21 protein-coding genes are annotated in these 18,782 nt (G+C 37.4%); 14 read left to right on the top strand and 7 right to left on the bottom strand.

The features are described from left to right. Positions 1-53: 53 nt before the first annotated feature. Positions 54-1,715 (top strand): ABC transporter substrate-binding protein, encoded by a 1,662-nt coding sequence (locus tag ABC255_RS05065; RefSeq protein WP_412991779.1) that lies wholly within the window; start codon positions 54-56, stop codon positions 1,713-1,715. Positions 1,716-1,836: 121 nt separating this feature from the next. Continuing rightward, entirely contained in the window at positions 1,837-4,161 is a 2,325-nt protein-coding gene (yicI, locus tag ABC255_RS05070) for an alpha-xylosidase (protein ID WP_412991781.1), read from the top strand. Positions 4,162-4,237: 76 nt separating this feature from the next. Here the strand turns inward: yicI and ABC255_RS05075 are convergent, their stop codons facing one another. Next, positions 4,238-4,921 carry a spore coat protein gene (locus tag ABC255_RS05075; RefSeq protein WP_412998485.1) on the bottom strand — a complete coding sequence of 228 codons (684 nt, stop codon included), beginning with the start codon at positions 4,919-4,921 and terminating at the stop codon, positions 4,238-4,240. Between the two features lie 167 nt (positions 4,922-5,088). Here ABC255_RS05075 and ABC255_RS05080 point away from each other — a divergent pair, with 167 nt between their 5' ends. From ABC255_RS05080 to ABC255_RS05090, 3 genes are read left to right on the top strand one after another with little or no spacing between them, the layout of a single operon-like run. Next, on the top strand, positions 5,089-5,658 hold the full coding sequence (locus ABC255_RS05080; RefSeq protein ID WP_412991783.1) for an IMEF encapsulin system ferritin-like cargo protein: 570 nt from the start codon (positions 5,089-5,091) through the stop codon (positions 5,656-5,658). A 20-nt stretch (positions 5,659-5,678) separates the two neighbouring features. Next, on the top strand, positions 5,679-6,533 hold the full coding sequence (locus ABC255_RS05085) for a family 1 encapsulin nanocompartment shell protein (RefSeq protein ID WP_412991785.1): 855 nt from the start codon (positions 5,679-5,681) through the stop codon (positions 6,531-6,533). Next, a complete protein-coding gene (locus ABC255_RS05090) occupies positions 6,526-6,885 on the top strand; it encodes a 2Fe-2S iron-sulfur cluster-binding protein (protein WP_412991787.1) in 360 nt (119 codons plus the stop codon). Before ABC255_RS05085 ends, ABC255_RS05090 begins: the two co-directional genes overlap by 8 nt. A gap of 68 nt (positions 6,886-6,953) precedes the next feature. On the opposite strand, the gene ABC255_RS05095 is transcribed toward ABC255_RS05090, so the two are convergent. The 6 genes from ABC255_RS05095 to ABC255_RS05120 form a co-directional block, all read right to left on the bottom strand. Further along, a complete protein-coding gene (locus ABC255_RS05095) occupies positions 6,954-7,418 on the bottom strand; it encodes a hypothetical protein (RefSeq protein ID WP_412991789.1) in 465 nt (154 codons plus the stop codon). 658 nt (positions 7,419-8,076) lie between these two features. After that, positions 8,077-9,930: a vWA domain-containing protein gene (locus tag ABC255_RS05100; RefSeq protein ID WP_412991791.1), complete on the bottom strand. Its 1,854-nt coding sequence runs from the start codon at positions 9,928-9,930 to the stop codon at positions 8,077-8,079. A 147-nt stretch (positions 9,931-10,077) separates the two neighbouring features. Beyond that, entirely contained in the window at positions 10,078-10,203 is a 126-nt protein-coding gene (locus ABC255_RS05105) for a hypothetical protein (RefSeq protein ID WP_412991793.1), read from the bottom strand. Then, on the bottom strand, positions 10,190-10,339 hold the full coding sequence (locus ABC255_RS05110) for a hypothetical protein (RefSeq protein WP_412991795.1): 150 nt from the start codon (positions 10,337-10,339) through the stop codon (positions 10,190-10,192). The genes ABC255_RS05105 and ABC255_RS05110 overlap by 14 nt, the downstream gene beginning before the upstream one ends. Continuing rightward, entirely contained in the window at positions 10,323-10,787 is a 465-nt protein-coding gene (locus ABC255_RS05115) for a hypothetical protein (RefSeq protein WP_412991797.1), read from the bottom strand. The genes ABC255_RS05110 and ABC255_RS05115 overlap by 17 nt, the downstream gene beginning before the upstream one ends. Before the next feature lie 261 nt (positions 10,788-11,048). Further along, positions 11,049-11,378, bottom strand: coding sequence for a DUF192 domain-containing protein (locus ABC255_RS05120; RefSeq protein WP_412991799.1), 330 nt, complete (start codon positions 11,376-11,378; stop codon positions 11,049-11,051). A gap of 240 nt (positions 11,379-11,618) precedes the next feature. Here ABC255_RS05120 and ABC255_RS05125 point away from each other — a divergent pair, with 240 nt between their 5' ends. The 9 genes from ABC255_RS05125 (at position 11,619) to ABC255_RS05165 (ending at position 18,760) form a co-directional block, all read left to right on the top strand. Then, the gene (locus tag ABC255_RS05125; RefSeq protein WP_412991801.1) at positions 11,619-11,792 is read left to right on the top strand and encodes a Flp family type IVb pilin; all 174 of its coding nucleotides are present in this window, start codon (positions 11,619-11,621) and stop codon (positions 11,790-11,792) included. Between the two features lie 75 nt (positions 11,793-11,867). Then, a complete protein-coding gene (locus ABC255_RS05130; RefSeq protein ID WP_412991803.1) occupies positions 11,868-12,380 on the top strand; it encodes an A24 family peptidase in 513 nt (170 codons plus the stop codon). Then, a complete protein-coding gene (locus ABC255_RS05135) occupies positions 12,377-12,742 on the top strand; it encodes a TadE/TadG family type IV pilus assembly protein (protein WP_412991804.1) in 366 nt (121 codons plus the stop codon). Before ABC255_RS05130 ends, ABC255_RS05135 begins: the two co-directional genes overlap by 4 nt. A 1-nt stretch (position 12,743) precedes the next feature. Then, positions 12,744-13,673, top strand: a complete 930-nt coding sequence (locus ABC255_RS05140) for a TadE/TadG family type IV pilus assembly protein (RefSeq protein ID WP_412991805.1) — start codon at positions 12,744-12,746, stop codon at positions 13,671-13,673. A gap of 29 nt (positions 13,674-13,702) precedes the next feature. Next, complete coding sequence (gene cpaB / locus ABC255_RS05145) at positions 13,703-14,323, top strand: Flp pilus assembly protein CpaB (protein ID WP_412991806.1); 621 nt, start codon at positions 13,703-13,705, stop codon at positions 14,321-14,323. Beyond that, positions 14,323-15,507 carry a CpaE/TadZ family protein gene (locus ABC255_RS05150; RefSeq protein ID WP_412991807.1) on the top strand — a complete coding sequence of 395 codons (1,185 nt, stop codon included), beginning with the start codon at positions 14,323-14,325 and terminating at the stop codon, positions 15,505-15,507. The genes cpaB and ABC255_RS05150 overlap by 1 nt, the downstream gene beginning before the upstream one ends. A 10-nt stretch (positions 15,508-15,517) precedes the next feature. Further along, positions 15,518-16,861: a TadA family conjugal transfer-associated ATPase gene (locus ABC255_RS05155; protein ID WP_412991809.1), complete on the top strand. Its 1,344-nt coding sequence runs from the start codon at positions 15,518-15,520 to the stop codon at positions 16,859-16,861. Positions 16,862-16,863: 2 nt separating this feature from the next. Beyond that, positions 16,864-17,826 carry a type II secretion system F family protein gene (locus ABC255_RS05160; RefSeq protein ID WP_412991810.1) on the top strand — a complete coding sequence of 321 codons (963 nt, stop codon included), beginning with the start codon at positions 16,864-16,866 and terminating at the stop codon, positions 17,824-17,826. A 1-nt stretch (position 17,827) separates the two neighbouring features. Next, positions 17,828-18,760, top strand: coding sequence for a type II secretion system F family protein (locus ABC255_RS05165; protein ID WP_412991812.1), 933 nt, complete (start codon positions 17,828-17,830; stop codon positions 18,758-18,760). Positions 18,761-18,782 lie beyond the last annotated feature (22 nt).

Consider the following 18,782-nt stretch of genomic DNA (forward strand, 5'->3'; position numbering starts at 1 on the left):
TATAACGATTCGTCGATGTAAAATACCAATAAGAGACTATAGGGGGATATATCATGAAAAAGCGTATGAGCAAAATCACTTTGTTATTAGCTGCTTGCTTTGTACTAATCGTTTCTGGCTGTACAAGTAAGTCTAATAGTGATGGTGAGAAAAATAAAGAAGGCCTGACAGAGTTCACATTATTCAGTGCTGATCCACATTCCCAGTGGGATGATATGAGCAGCCCTGTAAGTAAAATAGTAAAAGAAAAAACAGGAGTAACATTAAAACCAGAATTTGACGTAAATGGCGGGGACCAAAAGATTGCCCTAATGGTTGCAAGCGGTGAATACCCAGATTTAATCACACCAAAAGGCGGAGCAGGTACCTTAGTTGAAGCCGGCGCACTTATCGATCTTACTGACCTTATAGAAGAGCATGCTCCAAACTTGAAAAAAATCTATGGCGATTACATGAACCGTTTAAAATGGAGCAGTAAAGATGAATCTATCTATATTTTGCCAACAACTGCCGTAGATACAGAATATTTTAGTCCAGGACATGGTGTTGGACTACAGCACTCAGTAGTAAAGGAACTAGGATTTCCTGAAATCAAAACGCTAAAGGATTATGAAAACGCGATTAAACAATATAAAGAAAAGTACCCAGAAGTGAATGGGCAGCCTACGATTGGATTATCATTACTCGCAGATGATTGGCGTATTATGATTTCTACCACAAATCCAGCTTTCTGGACAACAGGAGTATCAGATGATGGTGAATTCTATGTTGATCCTAAAACATATGAAGCCATCTTCCATTACAAACGTCCAGAAGAAAAAGAGTATTTCCGCTGGTTAAACCATATGAATGCTGAAGGATTATTAGACCCAGAAAGCTTTGTTCAAAAATACGATCAATACTTAGCAAAATTATCTTCCGGTCGTGTATTAGGGATAATTGATGATGATTGGCAATTTGCTGAGGCACAGCGTTCATTACGTGAACAGGGTTTACATGACAAAATGTATGGATTATACCCTGCAACGTTAACGGAGGGTATGAAACATGCTAACTTCCAAGATGCTGGCTACCTGGCAGGATGGGGTATTGGTATTACTGTTGATTGTAAGGATCCAGTAGCAGCGATTAAGTTCCTTGATTATCTTGCTTCAGAAGAAGGTCAAATGCTTCAAAACTGGGGTATTGAAGGGGAACATTACACAATCGAAGATGGTAAACGAGTCATTTCTGATGAAGAAATGGATAAAAGAAATAACAATGCTAACTATGTAAAAGAAACTGGAATTGGTGTTCTAAAAGGGTTTGCACCGTCATATGGCGATGGTGTTCTAGACTCAAATGGACAGACCTATACCATCGCATCTCCAGAGCAAGTAAAAGATTCTTATACAGATGTAGAAAAAGAGGTGCTTTCTAACCTTGGCGTTGAAATGTGGAAAGAGCTATATCCGCAAAAAGATGAATTCCCTGTAAAACCTTGGGGGGTAGCTTATAATATCCAGGTTCCAAGTGATTCAGATCTAGCACTAATCGAACAAAAAGTACTAGATATCGTGAAGAAACGTATTCCTGAGGCCATTCTAGCAAAGCCTGCTGACTTTGATAAAATTTATGACAGCTTCTTAAAAGAAATTGATAAGGCTGGTGCAAAAGAAGCAGAATCAATGCGTACAGAACTAATTAAGGAAAGAGTAGAGCTTTGGAATAACTAAAAATGGACTAGGTGAATAAGAAACAAAATAAGAGACCCAAGTTATATCTGGGTCTCTTTTAAATAAAATACTATTCATTTTTAGTAGCTTGAATGGATTGAATAAATTACGAGGTGAAATTATGAAATTTACAGATGGTTATTGGTTAATTCGAGAAGGACTCGAGCTGATTTCTGGGGTGCAGTTTTTTAAAGCAACTCAAACCGGAAACACATTAAAAGTGCTAGTTGCGCCAAAGGATCTCTCCGACCGTGCGTTCCAGTTAGATACAGCATTATTGACAGTTGAATTCTCAGCTCCAATCGAAGATACAATTCGGGTAAAGATAATCCACCATAAAGGAAAAGTAAAGCGTGGACCAGAATTCAATTTATTTGAAAAGCCAGTTCCTGTTTCAATAGAGGAAAATGAAGACCAAATTCGTTTTACGAGCGGAAAAACGAGTGCAGTTATCAATAAAAAAGGACCATGGGAAGTCCAATACTTTTATAATGGCAAAAAAATGACTAGCAGCGGTTACAAGGCAATGACACATATTACCGAAATTGCTGATAAAACAACATATGTAAGAGAAGAATTGAATTTAGGTGTTGGGGAAAATATTTACGGTCTAGGAGAACGATTTACATCTTTTGTAAAGAATGGTCAAGTGGTTGAATTATGGAATCAGGATGGCGGTACGGCATCACAGCAATCCTATAAAAATATCCCCTTTTATCTATCCAATAAAGGATATGGAGTATTTATTAACCATCCAGAAAATGTTTCCTTAGAAATCGCTTCAGAAAAAGTATCAAAAGTTCAATTCAGCGTGAAAGGTGAATCATTAGAATACGTTATTTTTGGCGGGGAAACATTGAAAAGTGTAATAGCCAATTACACATCCTTAACAGGGAAACCTGCATTGCCGCCTGCCTGGTCATTTGGTCTATGGTTATCTACCTCTTTTACAACAAACTATGATGAAGAAACCGTTAATAGTTTTGTAGAAGGAATGAGGGAAAGAGATATCCCATTATCTGTTTTCCATTATGATTGTTTCTGGATGGAGGCATTAAACTGGACCGACTTTGAATGGGATCAGAAAATGTTCCCTGATCCAGATGGAATGTTAAAGCGGATGAAAGAGAAAAATCTAAAAATTTGTATTTGGATTAATCCGTATATTGCGCAAGAATCCAAACTATTTGATGAAGCCGCTGCTAACGGCTATCTTATTAAAAGGCCAAATGGAGATGTGTGGCAGTGGGATCGATGGCAGCCAGGGATGGGAATTGTTGATTTTACAAATCCAGCTGCTTGTGAATGGTATGCGGGCCATTTAAGAAGATTAGTAGATATGGGTGTGGATTCCTTTAAGACTGATTTTGGTGAAAGAATACCTGTGGATGTTGTTTACTATGATGGTTCAGACCCAGATAAAATGCACAATTATTACACATTTTTATATAACAAAGTAGTATTTGATGTATTAAAAGATAAGCTCGGAGATGGAGAGGTAACCTTATTTGCCAGGTCAGCCACTGCGGGTGGTCAACAATTCCCAGTCCATTGGGGCGGTGATTGCGATGCTACCTATGAATCTATGGCTGAAAGTATAAGAGGAGGATTGTCGCTTGGATTGACAGGCTTTGGATTCTGGAGTCATGATATTGGCGGATTTGAAAGCACGGCACCTGCTGATTTATTTAAGCGCTGGGTAGCATTTGGTTTATTATCTAGTCATAGCCGATTACACGGAAGTAAGTCCTACCGTGTACCATGGGCATATGATGAAGAAGCAGTAGAGGTAACAAAATTCTTTACAAAATTAAAGGCAAAGTTAATGCCGTATATTTTTAATTCAGCGAATGAATCTTCAACCCTGGGACTTCCAATGATGAGAGCAATGCTTCTTGAATTCCAAGATGATTTAGCTGCTGAAACACTTGATAGGCAATATATGTTCGGGGATTCTCTGCTTGTTGCGCCAATCCTAAATGAAGAAGGAGATGCCTCCTTTTATCTCCCAAAAGGAAAATGGACCCATCTATTAACAAATGAAATTGTGGATGGCGGAACATGGTTCCATGAGAATCATAATTATTTAAGTCTTCCTTTATATGCACGTCCAAACTCTATCATAGCGATAGGTACGGATGAATATAGTGCTGATTATGATTATGCGCAAAATGTAGAACTTCACCTATTCCAGTTAGAAGATGGTAAAACGACAAGTGTTACTGTACGTAACCCAAAATCAGAAGTAGAATTAGCCGTTACAGCCACTCGTTTTGGTAGTGAGCTTGTTGTAAATGTTACTGAAACAACAGGAAAACCTTGGTGTCTGTTAGTAAGAGGCATTTCAGAAATAAGTAAGGTGGATAATGTAATAGTGGAAGCAACTGAGCTAGGTATGAAACTTATACCAGAACAAGATACTCAAAGTTTTACAGTAGGTTTGTAACCAATAAGGTTTATGACAATCCTATAACTCAGAAAAAGCTATCCTTCATTTTTAATGAAGTGATAGCTTTTTTGCGTTAATGCGGCATATTGTTATTCATATTCATATTGTTAGTTGGCATTTGCCCCATTTGTTGCCCCATCGCTTGTCCTTGTGCAGGAGCAAATGAATTTCTGTAGGTATTCATATCTGTCTCTGCTAACTGAGGCACTTGATAGTAATGGTGTTTATTTTGATAAATAGAGAGTTCATAACCCATTTCAATACAATTTGGGATCGAATCAGCTAGAACACGGCGAACCACTGGATTGGTTGTTTCTAGAGCTGCCATCGTTTTCATGGAAGCACTTGATTTGCAAGAAGCGAGCATACAGCTTGAAATGTATTCATCATTAATTTCTGATACCGATTGCCAAGGTTTCTTTGGCTGTGTGGGCTTCATCCCATAAATGAAGTCGTTCCCTTGGTTCATCATATATTTTGAAGTAGGATGGGAAGGGTTTTGTCCGGTTTTAAAACATTCCACCGTGATATTGTATTCATCCTGCATAAATTTATATTGGCGATCAAGAATATCCAGCAATTCTGGATCCTGTACATGTTGTCGTAATAACATGTACGAATTCATTGCCCCAATGGCTGCGCCTAAAACCTCATTTATGTCAATTACCTCATGACCCCCATGATTAAGTTGTGGAGGTACATTTCCCGTATGCATGTTTTGGTGCATTTGTCCTTGTTGACCTTGTTGGTTTTGCATCATATTTTTCTCCTCCTAATTGATTGTTAACAGCCATAATTATTATGTTTCAATCGACCAGAGTTATTCACATTAACTATTTGTAAAAAAGATTGTAACGTAAAGGTTTTAGAAAAAACAAACAACGTCAATAATGACAACTAGTGAGTATAGGAGGTGCGTGAGAAGTGCAAGAAGAATTAAAGATTTTTTATCAGATATTTTCAACAACCAAAGACGCGATTGAAAAATTTATGAACATGCTTGACCCAGTCATTCAAAATGCGGCAGATGAACATGAAAGACTGTACTATCACCATATTTATGAAGAAGAGGAGCAGCGTTTATCCCGTTTGGTCGTACTTATTCCACTTATTCAGAAATTCCAACAAGTCAAAGATGAAAAAGAGTTTTCTCCAGCCAACAATGAATTCAATCGACTTTTACAGGAACTTAACCTCGAAAAGTTTGGTTTACATAATTTCGTTGAACACCTTGATTTGGCTCTATTTCGCTTCACCGATGCAGAGAGAAGCAGTTTATTAAACGGTTTAAGGGAAGTATCATATAAGGATTATCAGCAAATTAAACAAATGCTACTCGATATTAACAGTCGATTTGACACCAACTTTGTGGACCCACATGCCCATCATGATGATCACCATGATCATTTAGAACGGTCACAACCAGTGTCAGTTGCTACCCATGCTCCTCAGACTAAACAGAGAAGAGGATTTACGGTGGGAAGCTTAATCTAATGAAAAGAGAGGAAAGACCAATGAACAAATTACAATTATACCCAGATTCACCGTTATCCAGCCAAGAGTTTACGCAACTGGATCAAACAGTGATTGATGCTGCTCGAAGACAGCTCGTGGGTCGCCGTTTTATTGAATTATATGGACCATTGGGGCGCGGCGTACAAAGCATCTTTAATGACATTTTTTCAGAAAACCTAGAAGCGAAAATGGATTTTCAGGGATCCTTCGATACAGATATTGAAGCAAGTAAAAGGGTAAACTATACCATTCCATTGCTTTATAAAGACTTCGTTTTGTATTGGCGTGATTTAGATCAAGCAAAGGTATTAGACATCCCGATAGATTTTTCAGCGGCAGCTAATGCAGCCCGAGATGTAGCGATCCTAGAAGATCAGATGATATTTCATGGAACTAGGGAATTTGATATTCCGGGTTTAATGAATGTACCTGGGCGTCTAACACATTTGATCGGTGAATGGTATGAATCCGGAAATGCTTTTCAGGATATCGTAGACGCAAGGAATAAACTGTTAGAAATGAACCACAATGGACCATTTGCCCTTGTACTATCTCCGCAGCTTTATTCTCTTATTCATCGTGTTCACCGTGATACAAATGTATTAGAGATTGAACATATTCGGGAATTGGTTACGGACGGGGTGTTCCAATCACCTGTTTTAAAAGGAAGATCGGGTGTGTTACTAAATACAGGAAGAAATAATCTCGATTTGGCTATTTCAGAGGACTTTGATACAGCATACTTGGGTGTAGAAGGGATGAACCATCCATTCCGTGTTTATGAAACGGTTGTATTGCGAATTAAACGCCCTTCTGCAATTTGCACGTTGGAATCCATGGGGATTAATGAATAATCGCGTATTCACAGTCGGATCCCTAATTCCAGGCAGGTTGATTGTAAAACATCCAGCACCAGAACAGACCGAGAGAACAATAATCAAGACAGAGGGAATTATTGTTGAGCAAAACGGCAATAGGATGGAAATTTACCCTGTTAAAGGAAAGTTATTGGATGCTGCCTTGAATCAAGGAAAGCCGATTCAATATAAATGCCGCAAAGGAACATGCGGACATTGTACGGTCAAAGTATTTAAAGCTCAAGGATTATCTGCTCCAAACGAGCGGGAGAAGAAGAAGCTAAAGAATGAAATAACAAACGGGTATCGCTTGGCTTGTCAGGCTGAAATACTTGAAACATTTCGTTAAAAGCAGGTTTTGCAGAATTATTCGCTCTCAAAAAAACGAGGTCCATATTATAACAGGACCTCGTTTTTTTATGCTAATTTTATTATTTTGTCTTCAACAGGGAATGGAAGTGAGATATTGTGTTTGTTTAATTCATTTACACTGATATCTTGAACAAGTCTCAATGCTTCTTTTTTAAAGGTCTTTGTAACGAATCCAGCGTTAACTTCACATAACTTTTGTAGGTATTGTAACGTATCACGGACAAGCATTTGCTTAATAAAAGTGTTATTCAACTGGCAGATTAATTTATGCTCTAAGCCTTTAATGACAGCAATTTGGTCCACGTGGGCAATGATATTTTGTCCCTCTTCATCGATAAAACCAACAGAAACATATTGTCCTTTAGAGAAATCAACATTCGTAAACACTGGGTTTAGATAGGTTTCACCGGAAGAAAGACGGATAGAATCTGCTTCTGCAGCACCACCGATTTTGCGTTGATTTGCAATAACCGTATGAATATCCTTTAACCCAAATAGCATGTTAAACATAATGCTGATCCCCCATTTCCGAAGATGTTTATAGTGCTAATTTTATAGATAATGAGAATCATTGTCAATGGAGTTTATAGATCAATTATGTCGGTTCATTGAAAGTAAATTATGGAAAATCATTATATAAAAGCAAGATATATCTTTAATCGTGGGTCTTAAGGACAAATCATGTGAGCGGAAAGAAAGATTTGTCTTTAATCAAGGCACTAGAGGACAAATCAGGTGAGTGGAAAGAAAGATTTGTCTTTAATCCAGGGTCTTGAGGACAAACCATGAGAGTGGGTAGCATGATTTGTCTTTAATCAAGGGTCTTGAGGACAAATCGCGAGAGTGGAAAGAAAGATTTGTCTTTAATCAAGGGTCTTAAGGACAAATCACGTGAGTGGAGAGAAAGATATGTCTTTAATCAAGGGTCTTGAGGACAAATCATGTGAGTGGGAAGAAAGATATGTCTTTAATCAAGGTTCTTGAGGACTAATCGAAAGAGTGGAAAGGAAGATCTGTCTCTAATCAAGGGCACTGACGGCATATCGCACGCACACATCGTTGCCTTTGTACTCTTCTTAGTAATCTCATTGTAAACTGATTAGTATAAAAAGCAACAAACAAAAAAGAGCCAAAAATATAGAACAGGCGAAAAATTCACCGCCTGTTCTTAAGCATGCTTAAGATTCTTCTTCTTTTCCAATCCAATAATTGAAACAAATATCGATTTATTTGTGTCCTTTAAGACAATACGCACCGTATCATTGGGTCTAAGCCGAAGATATTCCTCCTCAACTGCCACTCCGTTCATTTCAATAACACAGTCTGATTTATTAAAGACTAGTAATGCAAAATCTGTGAGTGGGATGAAGTTAATTTTATCGGTCTCTTTAAACTCTTGTGTCAGCTTAAATAACTGTGTCAGGTTGAATTCTCCCTTAAAGCCTTTTAATTTTTCATATTTTGATTCAAAGAGTTCTCCCGTTTCCTCATCTTTTATCTCAATCATAATGTGCCCAAAAAAGCCGACTTTTCTCTTTCTAGTAGGAGAAAAGGTGTAAGCAGGGACAGCTGAGTGCTTAGTTTTTCCTTTCTTTACTTTTTTCCTTTTTTTGAAGTAGGATAACATGAGTGTAACCATTAAAATAGCTGCTAATCCAATGACACTAGCATATGTCCAGGGGAACGGCTGAGCTTCTTTTTCTGGATTTACTTTAGGTGCCGTAGGTGTAGCTGCCTTTTGAACAGAAATCTGTTGAACCAGTGTTTCACGGGAAAAACTATTTCCTTCTGCTTTTACCAAAATTTCATAGCTTTCTGAATTTCCAAGAATAAATTCTCCTGAATATCCCTGCTGATCAGCTGCTAAAGGGATTTCCTCTGTTTGATTGGTATCTAAATCCGTTAATAGGAGAGTAGCTTTCAGTGTACTATAGAGGTCATTGTTTGAGACTTGTTGCCCATTATCTTCAAAGAATGCCTCAACCTTAATTGTATCGCCTGCTTTATAGTTCTTACTCTCAAGCGGGGCGAGTGAAAGCTGTAAATCATAATTAAATACGAAATTAATATCAATTTTATCCGAAGCAACACCTTTTACCTTTAGTGTCCAATCACCTGGAACCGGACTTATCATCTTAACCATAGAGTAGGACTTTGATTTTGTAATAGATATCTTATCGGACGGCAGGATCTGTTCAGTCCCGGACGGATCGAACAATTTAATTTCTACAGGTTGACTGGAGACCAGTGAAAGGTTTGCTTCTAATACATTTGTATTTGGAATCGTAATGGTAACATCCTCAAAATCACCTTTACCAACAAGCTCATCAACTGGTACAACCTTTAATTTTAAATGGTTGGCAAAAATCTCACTTAGGATTCTTGGCAAATCGTCAGCTGAACTTGTTTCAAAAAACTTTCCGTTCGTTGTAGTGGCTATGTTCTGCAGAATATCTTTATTCAATGTTCCATCTTCATTTAGACCGATAACATAGACGGGATAGCCCTTCGTTTTTGCCTCAGCAACTGCAGCATTTAGACCATCAGTGGCTTGTTGGAGTGTAACCCCTTTTTTCTCATTTACATCATTGTTTCCATCAGCAAGTAATACAATCAGTGGGCGATAGTTTTGTTCATGGCTAGCCTCTAGAGCTTTAATAGCTTCTTTCAATCCAACGGATATGTCGGTATTTGGGTATTGGCTAAGTGAGTCAATAAAGGCTTTAAGGCCGATTTTGTCTTGCTCCGTCTGCAGTTTCACAAGATCCATTTTAGCAACCACGTCACCTGCATAAGCAATAAAACCGATTTTATCCCCTTTTAGAGACGACATATCAATAAACATTTTCATCGCTTCGTTGCTGATTTTATTAGGGTCACTTGTCAGCATAGATTTACTCACATCTATAACTAGAACCCCTTCAATCCGTGAAGAGGTGACAAATGAATCCTCTGCCTGTACATTCGTCAGTGTGAATAAATAAATGAACATGACAAAGCAGACAATTGTTTTTTTTAACACCGGGTAACACCTCCATAGTAAAAAAATATTAATATCGTTCTTTATATAAAACAATTTTAACATCAAAACGAACGTTTTGTATAGACGAATGTACCTAAAAAGTGAAAGAGCTGATCTTTCTGGAAAATCAGCTCTTTTGGTACAACATCAATAATCAAAAAAATTAGGGACAGATGCCGTTCCAGATCCAACAATCCTGCCAGCTTGATAATTCACCACATCATAATTGTATCTAACTACATCCAGTCCAAATTGAGTTTCAGTATATGGCAATAGGTTCTCCAACATAAACCACCTCTGCGTTTTCAACCTCTGTTGGTACTCTATTTATAAGAGTCACTTTTTTACGAGTAATCACCATTCGATCTGCAGGCTGTAGATTATCATCATAACTAAAATAAATCTGCATTTCTAGAGTCGAAATCCAGAGTATCCCAGTTTATTTCAATTGTATACGGTGCAGCCACAGGTTCAGGAATAGAAACCAGTCCGCTGCCTTGGCTGACGATTTCATCTTGATACCATCCTTCTATTTTTATCAGATGGTTCCCAGGCTTAAGGTCAAGAATAGTTGTGGTCTGAGTTGAAGAAGTCGAAGGTGTTAGTGTAGTGTTAAGAGTCCCGTCTACAAAAATTTTGTACAGGTTAGGAGCCAGTCCAGAATTCTGATTGGACCAAGTTATGGTGACAGACTTATCTGGTTGAAGAGACGATGTTATTTCGATTGGGATAACTAATATGGCTAGAGTTGACGCTGTAAGTGAAGCACTAGCTAGTACCTTTACATTAGACAAAGCCTCCACAGTATAGCTATAGCCGGTACTTGAACGTAAACAAGAATCATAATAACTAGTCATTGTTCCTCATAAACTTTTAAAGTTCCTCTATAAATGATGTATTTATCAGGAATCCTTTTTGAATTAACCAGTTGGTAGGTCAAATTTATACTATTATAGCTGCTAGAGGAGGTGACCTTTAAGCTCGGGGTGTTGCTGGCAGCCGGTTTTGCTGCAGAGACTCCGTTTAATAAACGTGAATAAAGATAAGATTAACAATAATAGAACTTTTAAACTCTTTTTCAATTTCTCCGACACTCCCTAAATTTAGTGTTATTTTTACTATTTCATTTGAAGGATACTTCCAATACGTATTCCCAATTTTTCGGCAGATCCTGCTGGCAGTTCTAAGGTTGAATGTGCTTTCTTTACAGGTTTTGTCATTTTCCAAGGCTGCAAACAATGGTGTAGCTCAACAACCTCATTTTGTTCGTTTAAAAGAACTATATCGAGTGGGAACTTCATAAAGAACATATGAACTGCATTACACGGTACAATCCAAAGTCCTTCATCCTTAATTGGATCCTTTCGAAACATTAATCCCTTCAACCTTTTGGAAAAAGAATTAGCTACTTTAATTTGATAGGGAATATTGATAATCTTTCCTTCCATATAAAAACTCCTTCCATTTATTTAATACTATGTGTTCATTATATTAAATAAAAAATTCTTTTTAAAGAACAAGAAAGTGAGAGAAATGAAGAAATTTAGAGAAAGAGATAGAATAAAAAGAAAATATCCTCTAAAACGAACGAAAACGAAAGTTTTCAAATCCGTAAGTTCGTTATATATTTAAATTACGTTCTAAATATAGAACAAACAAATAACTAAAAAATAGTAGGAGGAAACAAAATGTTAAACAAGATTAAGAATTTAGTAGTGCAAGAAGAAGGTCAGGGATTATCGGAGTATGGATTAGTTCTAGCTGGAGTCGTCGCAGTTGTTGCTCTCGCTGTTGCAACATTATCTGGTGGAATTACTGGCTTATTTACTGAAATAAAAAACAAATTAGATGCAGCTCTTTAATTAAGTTAATTTAAAATTTAGAGCCCTACTTTTAAGGTAGGGCTTTCCTTCTATTAAAATCAGAGAGGTAAAAATATGGTTCTTAAACTTGTACTCATTACTGCATTAATAATTTCATTAATAACAGATATTAAAGATAGAAAGATATTAAATATAGTAACATTACCGGCTACCATAATAGGATTCATTTATTATACTACTTTCCAAGGATTGGAAGGATTTCTTTTTAGTGGGAAGGGATTTTTGCTTGGATTATCACTATTACTGATTCCATATTTATTAGGTGGAATGGGGGCTGGTGATGTTAAGCTTATGGCAGCGATCGGGGCATTAATGGGAACGAGTTTTGTCTTGTATTCATTTGTTTATATAGCTCTAATTGGGGGACTAATTTCTGTTATCTTAATTTTAAAAAAGAATGGAATAAAAAATACCTTGAAATCTTTCTATTTTCAAGTTTTTTACTTCAGTGGTAATTTAGGATTACTTATATTTAGTAAAGACAAAAGTTCAAGTATTTCATTTCCCTATGGAGTAGCAATTGTTTTAGGAACATTATGTATGTTCGTTTGGGGGAGTTTTATATGAAATCGGAAAGAGGGCAATCCTTAGTTGAGTTTGCACTTATTGTTCCGGTACTTATATTCCTTCTAATTGGAATAATTGATTTTGGGCGGGTTCTCCATGCTTATTTAACTATCGATCATGCTGGAAGAGAAGCTGCTAGGACAGCGAGTATTGGCAAAGATGAAGCCACAATTAAAAGTAAAGCAGTGAGTCAAGGATCAAGCATAGGCTTAACAACGGGGCAAGTAATTGTGACTACAGGGTCATCTGGAACAGAGGCGACTATAACCATAACGTATCCGATAACTTTCCTTACACCAATTATTGGAAGTGTTGTAGGTCCATTAACTTTAACAGATACCACAGTTATGAGGGTTGAATAATATGAGAAAACTATTATCTTTTGAGAAACTACGTGATGAAAGCGGTGGAGTATTAGCATTCGTTGCTATATTTATGGTGGTATTACTGGGAATTACTGCGATTGTTATTGATGGTGGAAGATTGTACACAGAGAAAAGTAAGCTTCAAAAAGCTTTAGACGCTGCAGTTCTTGCAGGAGCGCAAGGATTACGTACAAGCGAAACTAGTGCAAGAGAGATTGCAAAAGATATATCTGAAAAAAATAGTTTTAAAGTAATAGATAGTGAAATTACCTTTCCAAGCAACTCTATAAAAGCGACTAAACAAGTTATCGTTCCTATGACTTTTGCTAAAGTAATTGGAATAAATGACACAACAATTAGTGCAACAGCAATAGCAAAAGTTGCTCCTCTAACTAAAGCAAGTGGTATTGCTCCAATTGTAATCGAAAAGGACAATATTCCAGATGCTACTATTTTAAACTGTGGATCAACAAATCCAGGTGACTTACAGGGGAATTGTGGATATCTAAAATCAACCGAAGGTAATCTTCGAGATGCGCTATTAAATGGAGCAACCTATGAAGTTGGAAAAACCGTTTTTACAGACCCAGGGGGTAGTGTTGGTCAGGTCGAGCAAGCCATAGATGGAGTAGAAGGAATCATAGCAAAGGATGCAACAAAACCTCATTGTCAAAGTCCTGATATTGCAGATAATACATGCGCAAGGGTTATAACTGTAGTAGTTATAGATGATTGGGTCGATGTAGACGGAAAAAATGTTACAGGGAAAAGCGAATTAAAGGTTGCTGGATTTGCATCGTATTGGATCGATAGATATGAAGACAAAAAGCTTTATGGGAAATTTATTAAAATGATTGCACCGGGAGAAATTGGTACCGGAACAGGAATTGGGGATTATGCCCTATTCGGCGTAAAGCTTGTTGAGTGATAAATTGCTATTGGATTTAGGAGGACAAGATGAATACAAAAAAAATATGGATGATTTCTTTAATCTTAGGATTAATGGTGGCAGGTATTGTTTATATTTCAATATTTACAAAAGAAAATACTACTGCTCCTGCTAGTGGATCAGTTAGTCAGAATCAGAATGATACGAAAGATAATGTTAAGTCTGAAGAAGAGATTGAAAAAGAGAAACAGGCTGAAAAGGAAAAAAACCTTTTAAGAGAGTTCGTTAATCCAATTGTTGATGTTAGTACAGGAAAAAGAGCAATTTCGATACGAGTTGATTTAGAGCAGGGCCTATCTGGGTACATAGCACCAAATTCGATGGTCGACGTAATCGCCTATGAAACAACAAAGGACGATGCAACTAAAAAAGAGTTTAAATCTGCTGTTTTAGTACTTGAAAATGTAAAGGTTCTAACTTCTGGTAAATCGTCGGACCCTAAGGAAAATGCTCTTAACTATGAAACTGTAACATTGGAGGTTACGGTTGAGGAAGGAATCGTACTTAGTTTAGCTTCCAAAGACAAGGATGGTTTTTATTTAATGTTAAGAAATACAGAAGACGCCGAAACAGGAAAAGCAGGGCTTAAGCAAACAAGGGAAGTAATTAAAGAGGAGGGTGCTGAGTAATGAACATAAATTGGGTTTATTTTTCTGATACGAAAAACTCTCCTGGTGATGTTAAAACGATTTTAGAAAAGGACGATTTTGAACTAATTACAACTTATCAACTGGAAAGGCTCCATAGTCTCCTTAGGGAACGTAATCAATCTGTTCTATTTTTAAAAGCTGGTTCCCTTTATAACGTTTATGATCTTTCTCAAGAAATTTCTGCACTTTACCCGTATACCTATATTATTCTAATCGTCCCCGAGAATACGGAGAATCTTAAAATGGCCATGCAAATGGGGGCATCTGATACTCTACGATCTACCTACGAAGAAAATGATCTAATTGAAGTAATTCACCATGCAAAGAAATTCATGTTGCAACGGGCAAAAATGGATCAAAATTATATTAAACTACCAAAAGCAGCAGGTAGAGTATTTGCTATTTCCAGCCCAAAGGGTGGTGTTGGAAAAACTTCTTTAACCATAAATCTCGCTGTCTCGTTTTCCAAGATGGGGAAAAAGGTTGCGATTATTGATGGGAACCTTCAATTTGGTGATGTTGCGATGTACTGTAATTTAAAACCGAAAAGGACAATTTATGAGTGGGTTAAAGAAAGCTATGGTCGAGATAATTATCCCATCAGCCACTATATTACAAACTGTGAGTACGATGTTTCAATTCTTGCTGCACCACAGAGACCTGAATTTTTTGAAGGAATTTCAGAGCAGCATATCAAGAATGCCATCGAAGAACTGAAGAAGGAATTTGATATCGTTTTAATTGATATGGCAACATATTTATCTGATATTCACTTACGTTTCCTTGATTTAGCAGACGAAATTTTGTTAATTACTACGAATGAACTTTCCGTTATGAGACTAACACAGCTTTATCTTGAAACTTTAGAGACTATTAATATTAAAGATAAGGTTAAGCTTATTTTGAATCGGTTTCAAAAGGGACAGAGCCTTGAGGTGAAAAAAATCGAAGAAATCTTTGGGATGGATGTTTACCACACTTTGCCGGAGCAATCCAATGTTGTATTGGCTGCGATTAATGCTGGATATCCATTTATCTTATCGAATTCCCGCAGCCATATTAGTAGGTCGGTCCTAAAGCTATCTGAGACCCTGTATGCAGAGAATAATAATGAAATAATAGAAGTTAAAAAGGATAAACGGTGGTATCTACTGCGGAAGTGAGGGGAAGGATATGTCATTATTTAAACGATTTATAGAAGAAAATACCACAAAAACTACTACCAAAACATCCCATGAAATTCCCATTGTGGAGAAGTCACCAGAATTCTGGGAAATAGAAGCTGACCTTCACAATTACTTATTGGAGGAACTAAAAAAATACCCTGGACAGAATAAACAACAAGAAAATGAAAAATTAGAGAATTTAGCTGAGGAGTTTTTTGAACAAGAAGGTACAAGACTGACCTTTGAAGAGAAGAAAGATCTTTTGCATTATGTGAAGGACGAATTGCTTGCTTATGGACCTATAACCCCATTGTTGGAAAACCCTTTAGTCAGTGAGGTCATGGTTAATAGCTATAATGAGGTTTATTATGAGAAAAATGGTAAGGTTTTCCGAAGTAGTGTAAACTTTATCGATAATCAGCATGTTATGCGAGTAATTGAACGGATTGTTTCCCCTATTGGCCGCCGTGTGGACGAAAGCTCACCAATGGTTGACGCTCGTCTGCCAGATGGCTCGCGTGTGAATGCGATTATTCCTCCATTAGCACTCAAGGGACCAAGTTTAACGATCAGAAAATTTTCTGAAAATCCATTTACTATTAAAGATTTAACTAGTTTTAATACCCTGGATGAAAAGATGGCGGAATTTCTCGAGATTTGTGTTAAATCAAAACTTAATATCTTTATTAGCGGCGGAACAGGATCAGGAAAAACCTCGACATTAAACGTATTATCATCCTTTATTCCCAATGATGAGCGGATTGTAACGATCGAGGATGCAGCGGAGCTTAAACTCGAACAGGAGCATATTGTTGCGCTTGAATCGCGTCCGCCGAACATTGAGGGGAAGGGGCAAATTACAATCCGTGATTTAGTTCGTAATGCGCTGCGGATGCGTCCTGACCGTATTGTAGTCGGTGAGGTGCGGGGAGCAGAGGCTTTGGATATGCTTCAGGCAATGAACACGGGTCATGATGGCAGCTTGAGCACCGGGCACGCCAATTCTCCAAGAGATATTCTTTCTCGATTGGAAACAATGGTATTAATGGCAGGATATGAACTTCCTGTAAAAGCAATCCGTGAGCAGATTGCCAATGCCATTAACTTAATCGTCCACCAATCAAGGCTGAAGGATGGAACAAGGAAAATTACCCATATAACAGAAGTACTCGGGTTGGAAGGGGAAACGATTGTTCTTCAAGACCTTTTTGTGTTTAAAGAAATGCACCATTCTATTGATGGTCGAATCGAGGGGAAATTCATGAGTACTGGTATTCGTCCAAAGTTCACAGAACAGTTAGAAATAAATGGTTTTAAGTTACCGTCATCATGGTTTATTGGGGAGTGGTAGTAATGAAATCAGTAATAACGATTCTCCTTCTATTTATTGCAGCTAGTGGTACTATTTTTCTCCTAATAGTAAGTTATGCAGAAAAGAGAAGAATAAAGCAACGAATAAACGAGTTTTTGCCTTCTCGAGAGCAAATAAAAGTTCCAAATGAACGTGAGAAGAAGTCATCTGTCAGTAATCAGTTAGTTAATAAAATGGCCGCTATTTTCAAAAATGTTCAATTTAATGAAAGTACAGAAAAGCTGTTGCTCGAAGCAGGAAGTAAATTGAAACCAGAAGATTTTTTTGCGCTTAGGCTTCTCACTGCTGCAGGCACTGGTTTATTAGGATTAATTTTAGGAATACCGTGGTATTTTAATATCGTTTTAGTATTCATTGGCTTTGCAATACCTAAAATTGTTATTAAACGTAAAAGAAAAAAACGCTTAGCATTTGTAAACTATCAATTGATTGAAGTTTTAGGAATGACGGCAAATTCTATGCGGGCAGGTTTTAGCTTTATGCAGGCCATGCAGTTGGTTGGAAAAGAGATTCCCGATCCTCTGGGTCCTGAATTTGAGCGGGTAATCCGCCAGGCGGGGCTAGGGGTTCCCTTGGAGGATGTGTTCGAAGAAATGGAACAACGCCTGCCAAATAAGGAACTAGAAGTAGTTATCCGGGCTATTCTTGCTCAAAGAAGAAGCGGTGGAAATTTAGCTGAATTGCTCGAGACAATGGAAGAAACGATTAGAGGCAGGGTCCGTATTCTGGAGGAACTTAATACCTTAACTGCACAGGGAAGGATGTCCTCTTGGATTATAACGTTACTCCCAGTTGGTCTAGGTATGTACCTAGCATTGGTAAACCGTGAATATTTTTCACCGATGCTTGAACACCCATTGGGTTGGATGATGTTATTCCTAGCCTCCGTTTCTATTATCATTGGCTGGGCGGTCATTCAGAAAATTATCCGAATCGAGGTGTAATATGTTAGATATTATTCTATTATTTTTACTGGCTGGGTTTGCAACTTCACTCACAGCAGCTATTTTGCTAACCATTTTTAAAAAGCAAATTGCCTTTAATGAACGGGTGAACAAATATTTTACAGAACCACAAAAAAAGCAGTCAGAAGATTTCCTAGAGGACAAAAATAATAAAAGTATAAAAATAGCTATGGAGACTTATTGGAATAAAGGAACAGAACTATTAAATAAAAGGGTTTCAGCAACTGAGAGAAAAAAATTAGATATGCTTCTTAGGAACGCGGGCTATCCTTTTAAATCTGCGATTGATTTTAGATTGTTCCAAATTGTCCTTAGTTTAGGCTTAAGTTTACCGATTTTCTTTTTAGTGCTTCCTAGTTCAGATAACAAACTGTTAATCTGGGTAATGATGTTAACACTAGTAATGTTAGGATTTAGATTTCCAATCTTCTACCTCGGCAAGAAAAAGACAGCAAGAATCAAAGCCATTAATGTCTCAATGCCAGATTTCTTCGATACGGTAAATCTATTACTAGAGGCAGGAATGGGGTTAGATTTAGCATTGCTTGAAGTATCTAAAAAGATTAAGGGACCGCTGGCAGATGAGTTTCTGCAAACATTAGAAGATATGAAGTTAGGTAAATCAAGAAGAGAAGCATTTTATGCCCTTCGGAAACGAGTGCCTTCTGATTCCTTCCAAAGCATCATTACCTCATTAATTCAGGCAGATCAGCTTGGTATTGGGATGGCAAAAGTATTAGGGAATCTTACAGTAAGGATTAGGGAACAACGACGAGAGGCTGCACGGGAACAGGCAATGAAGGCGCCTGTTAAAATGCTATTCCCAATGGTATTCTTTATCTTCCCATCTATATTCATTGTTATTTTAGGCCCATTGGCCATTACATTAATTACAAAGGGTCTTAGCGGTTAGTTGGACCATAACCTCTAGGAGG

The organism is Neobacillus canaveralius, from assembly GCF_047237705.1.
Classification (GTDB): domain Bacteria; phylum Bacillota; class Bacilli; order Bacillales; family Cytobacillaceae; genus Neobacillus; species Neobacillus niacini_K.

What these genes read in the sequence shown, in the direction of transcription:
- ABC255_RS05065 (WP_412991779.1), top strand. Translation starts at nt 54, where the DNA reads ATGAAAAAGCGTATGAGCAAAATCACTTTGTTATTAGCTGCTTGCTTT.
- yicI (WP_412991781.1), top strand. Translation starts at nt 1,837, where the DNA reads ATGAAATTTACAGATGGTTATTGGTTAATTCGAGAAGGACTCGAGCTG.
- ABC255_RS05075 (WP_412998485.1), bottom strand. Translation starts at nt 4,921, where the DNA reads ATGCAAAACCAACAAGGTCAACAAGGACAAATGCACCAAAACATGCAT.
- ABC255_RS05085 (WP_412991785.1), top strand. Translation starts at nt 5,679, where the DNA reads ATGAACAAATTACAATTATACCCAGATTCACCGTTATCCAGCCAAGAG.
- ABC255_RS05090 (WP_412991787.1), top strand. Translation starts at nt 6,526, where the DNA reads ATGAATAATCGCGTATTCACAGTCGGATCCCTAATTCCAGGCAGGTTG.
- ABC255_RS05095 (WP_412991789.1), bottom strand. Translation starts at nt 7,418, where the DNA reads ATGTTTAACATGCTATTTGGGTTAAAGGATATTCATACGGTTATTGCA.
- ABC255_RS05110 (WP_412991795.1), bottom strand. Translation starts at nt 10,339, where the DNA reads ATGCAGATTTATTTTAGTTATGATGATAATCTACAGCCTGCAGATCGA.
- ABC255_RS05115 (WP_412991797.1), bottom strand. Translation starts at nt 10,787, where the DNA reads ATGACTAGTTATTATGATTCTTGTTTACGTTCAAGTACCGGCTATAGC.
- ABC255_RS05120 (WP_412991799.1), bottom strand. Translation starts at nt 11,378, where the DNA reads ATGGAAGGAAAGATTATCAATATTCCCTATCAAATTAAAGTAGCTAAT.
- ABC255_RS05125 (WP_412991801.1), top strand. Translation starts at nt 11,619, where the DNA reads ATGTTAAACAAGATTAAGAATTTAGTAGTGCAAGAAGAAGGTCAGGGA.
- ABC255_RS05130 (WP_412991803.1), top strand. Translation starts at nt 11,868, where the DNA reads ATGGTTCTTAAACTTGTACTCATTACTGCATTAATAATTTCATTAATA.
- ABC255_RS05135 (WP_412991804.1), top strand. Translation starts at nt 12,377, where the DNA reads ATGAAATCGGAAAGAGGGCAATCCTTAGTTGAGTTTGCACTTATTGTT.
- ABC255_RS05140 (WP_412991805.1), top strand. Translation starts at nt 12,744, where the DNA reads ATGAGAAAACTATTATCTTTTGAGAAACTACGTGATGAAAGCGGTGGA.
- cpaB (WP_412991806.1), top strand. Translation starts at nt 13,703, where the DNA reads ATGAATACAAAAAAAATATGGATGATTTCTTTAATCTTAGGATTAATG.
- ABC255_RS05150 (WP_412991807.1), top strand. Translation starts at nt 14,323, where the DNA reads ATGAACATAAATTGGGTTTATTTTTCTGATACGAAAAACTCTCCTGGT.
- ABC255_RS05155 (WP_412991809.1), top strand. Translation starts at nt 15,518, where the DNA reads ATGTCATTATTTAAACGATTTATAGAAGAAAATACCACAAAAACTACT.
- ABC255_RS05160 (WP_412991810.1), top strand. Translation starts at nt 16,864, where the DNA reads ATGAAATCAGTAATAACGATTCTCCTTCTATTTATTGCAGCTAGTGGT.
- ABC255_RS05165 (WP_412991812.1), top strand. Translation starts at nt 17,828, where the DNA reads ATGTTAGATATTATTCTATTATTTTTACTGGCTGGGTTTGCAACTTCA.